Origin of the sequence: Brachybacterium sp. (assembly GCF_052095815.1) — a bacterium.
Lineage (GTDB): Bacteria > Actinomycetota > Actinomycetes > Actinomycetales > Dermabacteraceae > Brachybacterium.
Map to the genome: position 1 here is coordinate 71,121 of NZ_JBQDLF010000007.1, position 11,846 is coordinate 82,966.

Annotated in this window: 9 protein-coding genes; 8 read left to right on the forward strand and 1 reads right to left on the reverse strand. The window is 72.0% G+C overall.

The features are described from left to right. Positions 1-169 precede the first annotated feature (169 nt). The 6 genes from ACTH43_RS04750 (at position 170) to ACTH43_RS04775 (ending at position 7,239) form a co-directional block, all read left to right on the forward strand. Positions 170-1,819: a TIGR04028 family ABC transporter substrate-binding protein gene (locus ACTH43_RS04750; RefSeq protein ID WP_441443773.1), complete on the forward strand. Its 1,650-nt coding sequence runs from the start codon at positions 170-172 to the stop codon at positions 1,817-1,819. Between the two features lie 8 nt (positions 1,820-1,827). Further along, positions 1,828-2,823 (forward strand): ABC transporter permease, encoded by a 996-nt coding sequence (locus tag ACTH43_RS04755; protein WP_441443774.1) that lies wholly within the window; start codon positions 1,828-1,830, stop codon positions 2,821-2,823. Continuing rightward, entirely contained in the window at positions 2,823-3,803 is a 981-nt protein-coding gene (locus tag ACTH43_RS04760; protein ID WP_441443775.1) for an ABC transporter permease, read from the forward strand. The genes ACTH43_RS04755 and ACTH43_RS04760 overlap by 1 nt, the downstream gene beginning before the upstream one ends. Then, the gene (locus ACTH43_RS04765; protein WP_441443776.1) at positions 3,800-5,515 is read left to right on the forward strand and encodes a dipeptide ABC transporter ATP-binding protein; all 1,716 of its coding nucleotides are present in this window, start codon (positions 3,800-3,802) and stop codon (positions 5,513-5,515) included. The genes ACTH43_RS04760 and ACTH43_RS04765 overlap by 4 nt, the downstream gene beginning before the upstream one ends. After that, a complete protein-coding gene (locus tag ACTH43_RS04770; RefSeq protein WP_441443777.1) occupies positions 5,512-6,561 on the forward strand; it encodes a putative FMN-dependent luciferase-like monooxygenase in 1,050 nt (349 codons plus the stop codon). Before ACTH43_RS04765 ends, ACTH43_RS04770 begins: the two co-directional genes overlap by 4 nt. 147 nt (positions 6,562-6,708) lie before the next feature. Continuing rightward, complete coding sequence (locus ACTH43_RS04775) at positions 6,709-7,239, forward strand: Dps family protein (RefSeq protein ID WP_441443778.1); 531 nt, start codon at positions 6,709-6,711, stop codon at positions 7,237-7,239. A gap of 9 nt (positions 7,240-7,248) precedes the next feature. Here the strand turns inward: ACTH43_RS04775 and ACTH43_RS04780 are convergent, their stop codons facing one another. Further along, entirely contained in the window at positions 7,249-8,766 is a 1,518-nt protein-coding gene (locus tag ACTH43_RS04780) for an FAD-binding oxidoreductase (protein ID WP_441443779.1), read from the reverse strand. Positions 8,767-8,983: 217 nt separating this feature from the next. Here ACTH43_RS04780 and ACTH43_RS04785 point away from each other — a divergent pair, with 217 nt between their 5' ends. Beyond that, positions 8,984-10,177 (forward strand): MalY/PatB family protein, encoded by a 1,194-nt coding sequence (locus tag ACTH43_RS04785; RefSeq protein WP_441443780.1) that lies wholly within the window; start codon positions 8,984-8,986, stop codon positions 10,175-10,177. 84 nt (positions 10,178-10,261) lie between these two features. Continuing rightward, positions 10,262-11,785 (forward strand): hypothetical protein, encoded by a 1,524-nt coding sequence (locus ACTH43_RS04790; RefSeq protein WP_441443781.1) that lies wholly within the window; start codon positions 10,262-10,264, stop codon positions 11,783-11,785. Positions 11,786-11,846: the final 61 nt, after the last annotated feature.

The following is an 11,846-nucleotide window of genomic DNA, read 5'->3' on the forward strand; positions in this document are numbered from 1 at the left end:
AGGGTACGCGCAGGGACCTGCGAGTTCGGTCGGCGGGCGAGCGATGGTGACCGTAATCCATATGTCACGCTATGAACGTCCCATAGTGCAACTTAGGGACTCGTGGTCTACTGGCGGCAGCGGCAGCCCGCCGCGCCCCGTGTTCGCTCCACTCCTCAGGAGACCCTCCATGGCGTCCTTCACCCGTCGGTCCGTACTCGCGCTCAGCATCTCGGTGCCCGCTCTGGCCACCCTCGCGGCGTGCGGTGCGAGCAGCGGTGGGGCGGCGGCCGGCGGGGAACCGGCCAGCGGCGGCACACTCGTCTACCTCGAGCCGCAGACCTGGACCACGCTGTACCCGCCGTCGGCCGGCTTCTATCCCAACGGTGGGATAGTCAACAACGTCACCGACCGCCTGCTGCACCAGAACCCGGAGACCCTCGAGCTGGAGCCGTGGATCGCCACCGCCCTGCCCGAGGTCAACGAGGACGCCACCGAGTACACCTTCACCCTGCGTGAGGGCGTCACCTACTCCGACGGCAGCCCGCTGGATGCCGAGAACGTGGTGAAGAACCTCGACCTCTTCGGCCTCGGTGACGCCGCCCGCGCCCTGACCGTCTCCGAGGCGATCAACAACTACGACCGCGGCGAGGTCATCGACCCCGTCACCGTGCGCTTCCACTTCACCGCCCCGGCGCCGGGCTTCGCCCAGGCCGTCTCGACCATCAACTCCGGCCTGCTCTCCTCGGCCACGCTGGACCGTGACGGGCAGCAGTTCGGCCCCGGCAACGCGACGGAGATCATCGGCTCGGGACCCTTCGTGATCGCCGAGGAGAAGCTCGGCACCCAGGTCAACCTCGCCGTCCGTGAGGACTACGACTGGGCGCCCGCCTCCCTGCAGCACACCGGCCGCGCGCGCCTGGACGGGATCGACATCATCGTCGCCGCCGAGGACAGCGTGCGCGTGGGCACCGTGACCTCCGGCCAGGCCCATCTCGCCCGTCAGATCGAAGCACCGGACGAGCCCCAGTTCGCCGCCGAAGGGCTGTCCCTGCACGCCGCGGCGACCAACGGCGTGAACAACGGCCTGAACTTCCGCTTCCGCGACCCGCTCTTCGAGGACATCCGCACCCGGCAGGCACTGATCGCCGCGATCGACCGGCAGGCGATCGTGGACACCCTGTTCACCGCGAACTATCCGCTGGCCACCGGGGCGCTGGCCACCACGGCTCTGGGCCACCTCGACACCTCCGAGCACTACGCCCACGACCCCGAGATCGCGATCTCGCTGCTCGAGGAGGCCGGCTGGGTCGCCGGGCCCGACGGCACCCGGGCCAAGGACGGCGTCCCGCTCACCCTCACCGCCAACGAGGCCCTCCCGCAGCCGCGCTCGCGCGAGGTGATCACCCTGATCCAGGAGCAGCTGGCCGAGTTCGGGATCACCGTGACCCTGCTGTCCGGGGACCAGGCCGCGCAGGACGCCGCCCGCGCCGAGCCCGGCACCGTGCAGGTGTACCACTCGATGGTGGGCCGCGCGGACTTCGATGTGCTGAAGTCCCAGTACGCCTCCGACAACCGCAACGTCCTGCTGAACCTCGAGCCCGACGGCAGCATCGGCGACCCGGAGCTGGACGAGCTGCTGGCCGCGGTCGCCTCCACCCCGGGCGCGGAGGGTCGCACCGAGGCGTCGGCCGCCGCCCAGACGCACCTGGCCGAGCAGGCCTATATCCTGCCGCTGTTCGAGGAGCCGCAGGTCTTCGGCCTCGCCGACGCCGTGCAGGGCTTCGCCACCGAGTCCGTGGGCCGGCCGAGCTTCCTCGGCACCTGGCTCGCCGGCTGAGGGCCCCGGTGCACTACGTCCTGCGCCGCACGGGCGGCGCCGTGCTGGTCCTGGTCCTCGCGTTCACCGCCGCCTACGTGATGCTCACCGCCCTGCCCGGGGATGCGGTGATGGCCCGCTACGGCAGCCCTGACCTGGGGCTCTCCGCCGCAGAGCTCGCCGAGATCCGTGCCGCCTACGGGGCCGACCAGCCTGCCCTGGTGCAGTACTTCGACTCGGTCACCTCGTTCCTGCGCGGCGACCTGGGCTACTCCGTGCAGACCGGTGCCTCCGTCTCCGCTCTGCTCACCGAGGCGCTGCCTGCCACGCTGACCCTCGCGGCGCTGGGCCTGGTCGTCGCGGTGACCCTCGCCGTGGTCATCGCCTTCATCGCCACCCACGGGAGCCTCCGCCACCTCGGCGCCACCCGGGCCCTGCGCGGCGCTCTGCGGGGCCTGCCCCCGCTGATGGTCTCGCTGCCGGTGTTCTGGATCGGGATCATGCTGCTGCAGGTGTTCTCCTTCCAGCTGGGACTGGTCCCGGTGCTCAGCGCGAGTCCGCTCCAGGCGCTGATCCTGCCGGTGATCACCCTCGCGATCCCGATCGCGGCGCCGCTGGCCCAGGTGCTGATCCGCTCGATCGACGAGGTCTCCTCCCAGCCCTTCGTCGCCGTCACCCGCGCCCGCGGCGCCTCCACTTGGTGGGTGCTCACCCGCAGCATCGCCCGCAACGCCCTGCTGCCCAGCCTGACCATGGCCGGACTGCTGTTCGGAGAGCTGGTGGGCGGTGCGGTGGTCACCGAGACCGTGTTCGGCCGGATGGGGGTGGGGCAGCTGACCGCGCAGGCGGTCGCCGCCCGCGACACCCCCGTGCTGATGGCGGTGGTGGTGCTCTCCGCGGTGGTGTTCGTGCTGATCAACCTGGTGGTGGACCTGCTCTACCCGGTGCTCGATGCCCGACTGCGCAGCTCCGCCTCCGCGCCTGCTGCTCCTGTTCCCGCCAAGAGAGCGATGGTGCCGGCCTGATGAGCATCCTGACCCGCACCACCGCCCCGCGCCCCCGCACCCCCCTCGGGGCCGACGAGCCCGCCCCCGGGGCCGACACCGGGGCCTCCCCCGGGGCCGCCCCGGGGGCCGTCGGGGGCGACCGTTCACCGCTGCAGCGAAATGGCACCCAGCGACTGACTGCCCGGCGCCTCGCCCGGCGCCTCACCAGCCTGCGCCCCACCGTGGCGCTCTCCGCGCTGGTGCTGCTGCTCGCGCTCGCCTGGGCCCTGGCCCCGGGCCTGTTCACCGGCTTCAGCCCCACCGCCTCGACCACCGAGGCGCTCCAGGCCCCGAGCGCCGCACACTGGTTCGGCACCGACTCCACCGGACGGGACCTCTACTCCCGCGTGGTCCACGGCGCCTCCCACTCGATCACCGCCGCGCTGATCGCGGTCGCCGTGGGACTCGTCGCCGGCACCACGATCGGGGTGCTCGCCGGGACCGTCGGCGGACTCGTCGAGGAGGCGCTGATGCGCCTGGTCGACGTGCTGCTGGCCATCCCGGGCCTGCTGCTGTCGCTGTCGGTGGTGATCCTGCTCGGCTTCGGCACCACGAACGCCGCGATCGCCGTGGGGATCACCTCCATCGCGACCTTCGCCCGGCTCTCCCGCTCCCGGGTGCTCGAGGTGCGGCGCAGCGAGTACGTCGAAGCCGCCTACGGCTCCGGCGGCACCCTGCCCGCCATCCTCTGGCGCCACATCCTGCCCAACTCCGCAGCCCCCGTCCTGGCGCTCGCCGCGCTGCAGCTGGGCTCCGCGATCCTGCAGATCTCCACCCTCGGATTCCTCGGCTACGGTGCCCCGCCGCCCACCCCCGAATGGGGGCTGCTGATCGCCGAGGGCCGCGACTACGTCGCCACCGCCTGGTGGTTGACCCTCCTGCCCGGCCTGGCCGTGGCCGCCGTGGTCCTGTCCACCAACCGCCTCAGCGCAGCCCTGGGACAGGGGGAGCAGTCATGAGCAACCCGCCCCTGCTCGAGATCACCGACCTGTCCATCAGCTACCGCAGCCGCCGCGGCGCCGTCGACGCGGTGCGAGGGATCGACCTGTCCGTCGCCCGCGGCCAGGTCACCGCGCTGGTCGGCGAATCCGGGTCCGGCAAGTCCTCCGCCGCCCACGCCGCGATCGGGCTGCTGCCCGGTAACGGCCAGGTCATCGGCGGATCGATCACGCTCGGCGGCCAGCACGGCGCGCGCGAGCAGCTGGTGGGCCTGCCCGAGCATGCCTGGCGCGAGCTGCGCGGCACCCGCATCGGCCTGATCCCGCAGGACCCCACCAGCTCGCTGGACCCCGTGCGCACCATCGGCGCGAGCGTCGCCGAGCCGTTGCGGATCCACGGCTGGCGCGACCGCGACCAGATCACCGTCCGCGTGCACGAGCTGCTGGAGCGGGTGGGCCTGGACGACCCCGAGACCCGCGCCCGCCAGTACCCCCACGAGCTCTCCGGCGGGATGCGCCAGCGGGTGCTGATCGCTGCCGCCCTCGCCCTGGACCCGGATCTGCTGATCGCCGACGAACCCACCAGCGCGCTGGATGTCACCGTCCAGGCCACGGTGCTGGATCTGATCGACGAGCTGCGCGAGGCGACCGGCGCGGGAGTCCTGCTGATCACGCACGACCTCGCCGTCGCCGCTGACCGCGCCGATGAGCTGGTGGTGATGCGCAGCGGCCGCATCGAGGAGTCCGGCCGCTCCGCGGAGGTGCTCGCCGCCCCGTCGGCCGCGTACACCCGCACCCTGCTGGCCGACGCCCCCTCCCTGCGGCAGGTCGTCGAGCGCAGCCCTCACCGACCCGACCCCGGGACCACCCCGCTGGTGCGGGTGCGGGAGCTGCGCCAGGAGTTCACCCGCCCCGGCGGGGAGCCGTTCGTCGCGGTCGACGGGATCTCCTTCGACATCGCCCCCGGCACCACCCACGCCCTGGTGGGGGAGTCCGGCTCCGGCAAGACCACCACCGGGCGGGCGATCGCCGGCTTCCGCCGTCCCACCGCGGGCAGCATCGAGGTGGCCGGCACCGAGGTGACCGCGATCGGGAAAGGCAGGGCGCTGCGGGAGTTCCGCGCCACCGTGCAGCTGGTCCACCAGAACCCCTTCGGCTCCCTGGACCCGAGGCAGTCCATCGCCGCGATCCTCGAGGAGCCGCTGCGCAACACCCGCCGCGGCACCCGGGCCGAGCGCCGCACCGCCGCCCTGCACCACCTCGAGCTGGTCTCCCTGCCGCCGGAGGTCGCCGACCGTCGGCCGCGCGAGCTCTCCGGCGGGCAGCGCCAACGGGTCGCGATCGCGCGTGCCCTGATCCTGCAGCCCGAGCTGGTGGTGCTCGACGAGGCGGTCTCCGCTCTGGACGTCACCGTGCAGGCGCAGATCCTGCGCCTGCTGGCCCGCCTGCAGGAGGAGCTCGGCCTCACCTACCTGCTGATCTCGCACGACCTCGCCGTGGTGCGCCAGGTCGCGGACACCGTCTCGGTGCTGCGCCGCGGCCAGCAGGTCGAGGCGGGCCCCGTGGGCCGGGTTCTGGAGAACCCCCAGCACGAGTACACCCGGGCGCTGCTCGCCGCGATCCCCGGCGCGGGCCGTCCCGCGGCGGCACCCGGCCCTTCATCCGCCTCCAGCTCCGCACCCGCCACTGCACCCGCCCGCAGCTCTCTCCCCGAAGAGGTTTCCGCCCCATGACCGGACCCCGATTGGGCCTGTTCACCCGCCTGCTCGAGAACGCCCCCGCTGCCGATCGCTACCGCTTCGCCCTCGAACAGATCCGCCATGCCGATCAGCTCGGCTTCGCCTCCGCCTGGGTGGCCCAGCACCACTTCGGCGAGCACGAGGGCGGGCTGCCCTCACCCTTCGTGCTGCTCGCCGCCGCGGCGCAGCACACCACCGACATCGCGCTCGGCACCGCCGTGCTCACCCTGCCGATCGATGACCCGCTGCGCGCCGCGGAGGACGCCGCCGTGCTCGACGCCCTCTCAGGCCGCCGGGTGCAGCTGGGCATCGCCGCCGGCGGCACCCCCAGCTCCTTCCCGGCCTTCGGCCGCGACCCCGCCGCGCGCCGGGAGCTGTACGCCGAGCACCTCGAGGTGCTGCGGAACACGCTCGCCGGGCGCGGGATCCGCGGTACGGACTCGCAGATCTACCCGCCCGCCGGCGACCTCGACGAGCGGATCTGGCAGGCGACGTTCTCCGCCGACGGCGGCCGCCGCGCCGGGCAGGCGGGGGACGGGCTGTTGCTCTCGCGCACCCAGCCGCGCCCCGACGGGAAGCACGACCTGCCGCTGCACGCCCTGCAGCTGCCGATCATCGAGGCCTATCGCAGCGCGCTGCCCGACGGTGCTGCGCCGCGGATCCTCGCCTCCCGCACCGCACTGGTGGTCGACCCTGCGCAGCGTGCCCGCGCCCTGCAGCTCGCCGAGCCCGGGCTGCGGAAGCTCGCCGCGACCCAGCCCGGCTTCGACGCCTCCGGGGCGAGCCTCACGGAGCTGATCGCCGTGACCGACACCCACGTCGGCACCGCCGAGGAGGTCACCGCGTCGCTTGCGGCCGACGCCTCGCTGCGCGAGGTGACCGACGTATCCTTCCAGGTCCACTCGATCGACGCCGGGCACGAGCTGACCCTGCGCAGCCTCGAGCTGCTGGCCACCGAGGTCGCCCCGCAGCTCGGCTTCGCGACCGGTCCGGCTGCCGCGCGGGAGCTCCGCGAGGCGCATCGGGTGCCCGTCGCCTGAGCGCCGGGCCGGGCCGGGTGCGGGGCCCCGCCCGTTACCGCCCCGGTTCTACCGTTCGGCCCGGAGAGTTGCCGCCCTCTCCCGCACTGAATAGCGTGGAGAGCAGTCCGAGCAGTTCATCGACATGATCGACCAGGAGGAGCTCCCATGAACGACACCGTCAAGGTCCCCACCCCCGCCGGCGCGAAGCGTACGAAGAAGGAGAACGCTGAGAGCGGCTTCCTCGCTCCCGCCGCGCTCGCCAAGAACCTCCAGGCCGTGCTCGTGGACCTCACCGCACTGCAGCTGGTGGGCAAGCAGGCCCACTGGAACATCGTGGGCCCGAACTTCCGGGACCTGCACCTGAACCTCGACGAGATCGTCGACATCGCCCGCGCCAGCGGCGACCAGGTCGCCGAGCGCATGCGTGCCCTCCATGCCACGCCCGACGGCCGGCCGGCCGTGGTCCCCGAGCAGACCTCCCTGCCCGAGTTCCCCCAGGGCGAGGTGCTCACCCACGATGCGATCGACCTGATGGTCACAGCGATCGAGAGTGTGGTCGGCACCATGCGCGACGTCCACGACGAGGTCGACGAGGCCGACCCCACCTCGGCGGACATCCTGCACGGCATCCTCGAGCAGCTCGAGCAGCAGGCCTGGTTCCTCAGCGCGGAGACCCGCACCCCGAAGACGAGCTGAGGCCGCGCCCTACCCCTCCGGCGCCACGTTGTAATTGATGCGGAACAGGTTCCCGGGGTCGTAGCGCTGCTTGACCCGCTGCAGCCGGCGATAGGTCTCCTCGCCGTAGATGCGACGGGAGTAGTCGTTCAGGGGATGGGCGAACTCGCGGGCCCGGAAGTTCACGTACTCACCCTGCTCGCTGAGCTGGTCCATCACCGCGTGGGCCTGCTCGGCGAAGGCGGTGAGGCGAGCATCCTCCTCCGCGTCCTGCCAGAACCCGTAGATGGCCATCCAGAAGCGGGAGCTGCGATTGGGGAAGGCGGTGGACTCCTCGGGCACGCGGGCGAAGGCTCCGCCGAGGTGGTGGATGTCCACGGCGGTGCCCCTGCCGGGGATCGCCGAGGCGATCGCGGTGAGCGCATCCAGCGCGTCCTCGTCCATCCGGGAGAAGGCCGCGTTGCGCCAGAACCCGCGGGCACCGTCCGGGAACAGCTCGTCCATGGCGCTCTGCCACTGCGGCCAGGAGATCGGGCCCGAGGTCTGGTCATCCGGCGGAGCGGCCCGGCGCAGGCGGTCCAGCAGCAGGTTCCCCGCCCTCACGTCATCTCCCACGTACGCGCAGCGGATGATCAGCCATGCCTCATCGCCCATCCCGAGGTTCTCGGGCATGACCATCACCGTGAGGATCGTGGTGAGCGTATCGGGCAGGTCGCGGCTCCAGCGCTCGAAGGCCGCGAGTGCGCGGCGCCAGCGGGCGGGCTGGTAGAACAGGGTCGCGCCGAGCACCGTCTCCGGCAGCGACACCGCACGGTAGGTGAAGGAGGTGACCACCCCGAAGTTGCCGCCGCCGCCGCGCAGGCCCCAGAACAGATCGGGGTTCTCGCTCGTGCTCGCGGTCAGGTGCGTGCCGGCGGCGGTGATCACCTCGGCGCGCACCAGCCGGTCCAGCGCCAGTCCTGCCCGTCGCACCAGCCAGCCCACGCCGCCGCCGAGCGTCATCCCGGCGATCCCGGGCGTGGACACCGTCCCCAGCGGTACGGCCAGGCGGTGAGGGGAGGTCGCGGCGTCGACGTCGGCCGCGAGAGCGCCGGGCCCGGCCGTCACCAGGCGGCTCTCCGGATCCACGGTCACCTCCCGCAGGCCGCTGAGGTCCAGCACGATCCCGTCGTCGATGGTGCCGAGGCCCGCGATGCTGTGCCCGCCGCCGCGCACCGCGAGCGGCAGCCCGGTCTCCCGGGCGGTCTCCAGCACGGGGATGACCTCGGCCGCGGAAGCGACGCGCACGATCGCCAGCGGATACCGGTCGATCATCCCGTTCCACACCGCGCGGGCCTCGTCATAGCCCTCATCGCCCGGTTCGAGGAAGGTGCCGTCGATGCGGTCGCGCAGCCGCAGCAGCGCCGGCCTCGCCTCGGGAACCGGGTATCCGTTGATCGTCATCGCTGCCAGAGCTCCCTGCACCGGTGGGCGAGCCTCGCCCACGATCTGGGCGGGTGAACCGCGGACGTCCTCGTCCTCGTATCCGATCAGCCGGACCGGAACCATGTGCGGCACCTGCCATGGTCTGCGTGAATCCTGCTCTCGACGGTACCCCTGCGGGTACGGGGGAGCAATGGCCCAACCGCCCGGCAGGTCGGGCGGGCAGGCCCAGGACGCGGCCACCGATCGCCGGATGCTCCTTGTCCCTCGCCTGACGCCTGCTGGATAGGCTCAGCAGTACTCGCAGCGCCGCCCCCACGCGCGCTGCATCGAAGGAGGATCCGTGCCCAGCATCGTGCAGCTCGACGCCATCACCCAGGACGACCTCATCGCCGCCGGCGCGACTCGCTGGGCCCGTGGTGGGGACGTGATCGGTGCGTTCGTCGCCGAGATGGACTTCGGGGTCCCCGCGGCGGTCACCGAGCGCCTGTACGCCGAGGTGGAGCGGGGCGCGTTCGGCTACCTCCCCGCCCGGCTCGCCGCCGAGCTGCCGCAGGCCACCGCCGGATTCCTCGCTCGGCAGACCGGCTGGGTCGTGGATCCCGCGCACATTCACGAGATGCCGGACGTCATCTCGATCTTCCAGGCCGTGATCGGGAACTTCCTGCGCCCGGACTCGAAGATCATCGTGCCCACCCCGTCCTATATGCCGTTCCTCGAGGTGCCGCCGCTGATGGGGCGTGAGGTCATCGAGGTCGAGATGCTCCGCGACGACTCCGGCTGCTACCGCTACGACCTCGCCGCGCTCGAAGCCGCATTCGACGCCGGCGGTGAGCTGCTGGTGCTGTGCAACCCCCACAATCCCACCGGCAGGGTCTTCACCGGCGAGGAGATGGACCCGCTCATCGACCTGGTGGATCGCAAGGGCGGGCGCGTGTTCTCCGACGAGATCTGGATGCCGCTGGTGCTCGAGGGCCAGCACCTTCCGTACGCCTCGCTCAGCGATACCGCAGCAGGCCACACGATCACCGCCATCTCGGCATCCAAGGCGTTCAACCTGCCCGGGCTGAAGTGCGCACAGCTGATCACCAGCAACGACGCCGACCGCGACCATTTCGCGACCGTCGGCCACTTCGCCCGCCACGGCGCCGCGAACCTGGGCCTCGCCGCCACCTCGGCCGCCTACACCGAGGCAGGGGAGTGGCTGGAGGACGTCGTCACCTACCTGCGCCGCAACCGCGACACCCTCACCGAGCTGGTCCGCACCCTGCTGCCGAGGGCCCAGCTGACCGCGATGGAGGGCACCTATGTCGCCTGGCTCGACCTGCGCGCTTACGGCATCACCGGCTCCCTGCACGACCACCTGCTCGAGACCGCCCGCGTCGAATGCACCGACGGCACCGATTGCGGCGCCGTCGGAGCCGGACATGTGCGGCTGATCTACGCGATGCCGCAGCCGCTGCTCATCGAGGCGGTCACCCGCCTCGCCCGGGTGCTGGAGCCCGTGAAGAGCGGCGACGGGTTCGTCGTCAGTTGATTCGTGCACGGAGTGCGCCGTCGGAGAGAGCGCGTCGTGAGCTGGATGTCGCGCGGCATCCCTTCAGCCGTCATCATGGGAGACATGCCGAAGAAGCGCAGAACACGACGCGACCACCGCGAACAGACAGGTCCCGGCCCTGACCGGCACAGCACCGGTACCCGCCGCTGGGAGCGGGATGTCGAGGCGCTACTCGCACAGTTCGTGCTGTCGCGCCGGGACGCTGTCTCCGTGGCGACGGCGGACTCGGAGGCATCCCATGTCGAGCAGCTGCTGCGACTGAAGGCGGAGCAGCTGGAGAGCCCTGACCCCACCTACTGGACCGGGGAGCTCATCGAGGTGCTGCTCACCGAGGTGGCGCCCCGGAAGGTGGTCCAGCCGCGGGAGATGGTGATGGCGCAGGGCCCGGCGCTCGGGCAGTTCCTCGGCTTCCTGCAGGAGTCCGGCCGCCGACACCCCGACGGGCTCACGGCCGATGACGCCCAGGAGCTCCTGGCGGAGCTGGAGTTCACGACGCTCGAAGCGGCCGACGACCCCTCCCGTCGTACCTTCTCCGGGAACATCCTCACCTACGCCCAGACCCTCGGCGTCGAGCTCGACGACGCCGAGACCCTGGAAGACTTCATGACCTGGTACAACACAGAGCTCACCGTGGTAGAACGCCATGAGCTCAGCGACACAGGGCAGCTGCGGAACCCCTCCCGTCCCTACATCCCCGGTGCTCGCAGCCCAGCGCTCGGAGCCGGCAGCGGCTCCGCCTTCTTCTCCCATGCCCCGGCACCGGAACCTGTCAGCACGGACCCTGCGGCCTCCGCCGGTGCGGAGGCGCTCGGCTGGCCCTGGTTCCTCCCGCAGGACGGGCTGTCGCGCAGCGCCCTGGAGAGCTCCGTCGACGTCGACGAGGACCCGGTCGGAGCGGCGGCCGTCTACGCCGAGATCCCTCTGGTGCGCGGCGCCGTGCGCCTGCTCGAGCACGTGGGCGAGGGCCGCCGGATCACCTCCACCGGCGCGCTGCGCATGGCCGACGTCCGCGCCCTGGTCGAGGCATGGCAGCTCGACCTCGGCGAGCAGAAGCTCACCACGATGTGGCAGGTCGGCCCGATCGTCGGCCCCTGGAACGCCCTGGTCAGCGGCGGCTGGCTGGAGCTGAGCAGCACCCGGGTCACGCCGGGGCAGGGGCTGACGCCCGCGGTCCCGCAGACGGAGGACCCTGCGGCCTTCGTCCGCTTCTCCCGGGCGCTGCTCATGCTGCTGATCCTCGACACCCTGCAGCAGGGGCCCGAGGGGGGTGGCCTGTTCGGCGGCCCCGACACCTTCGCGGCTCTGATGCACACCATCGCGCCCGGCGGACTCGCACTCCCGGCCACGATCCGCGTCGCGCTCGACCGTGACCTGGTCCCGGCGGACCTCGGCGGTGACCCCGACATGGACGAGATCCAGCGGTACTGGCAGACGGGACGGGACCTGGCAGCGCTCGCGACCTACGGACTGCTGGTGCGCGAGGCCTCCCCGGACGGGAACGACCTCCGATTCCACGGCACCGTCGAGGTGATCGTCGAGGCCTTCGGCGCACTGGAGATGCAGGAGGAGTATGAGGGTCTGGGGTGAACACGGCGATGCGGACGTCGCGGACCACATGACGTTCGCCGTCCCGGCGTCGATCCTCTCG

Bases quoted from the DNA above. Each gene is read 5' to 3' on its own strand.
- ACTH43_RS04765 (WP_441443776.1), top strand. From the start codon at position 3,800: ATGAGCAACCCGCCCCTGCTCGAGATCACCGACCTGTCCATCAGCTAC.
- ACTH43_RS04780 (WP_441443779.1), bottom strand. From the start codon at position 8,766: ATGGTTCCGGTCCGGCTGATCGGATACGAGGACGAGGACGTCCGCGGT.
- ACTH43_RS04790 (WP_441443781.1), top strand. From the start codon at position 10,262: ATGCCGAAGAAGCGCAGAACACGACGCGACCACCGCGAACAGACAGGT.
- ACTH43_RS04770 (WP_441443777.1), top strand. From the start codon at position 5,512: ATGACCGGACCCCGATTGGGCCTGTTCACCCGCCTGCTCGAGAACGCC.
- ACTH43_RS04760 (WP_441443775.1), top strand. From the start codon at position 2,823: ATGAGCATCCTGACCCGCACCACCGCCCCGCGCCCCCGCACCCCCCTC.
- ACTH43_RS04750 (WP_441443773.1), top strand. From the start codon at position 170: ATGGCGTCCTTCACCCGTCGGTCCGTACTCGCGCTCAGCATCTCGGTG.
- ACTH43_RS04775 (WP_441443778.1), top strand. From the start codon at position 6,709: ATGAACGACACCGTCAAGGTCCCCACCCCCGCCGGCGCGAAGCGTACG.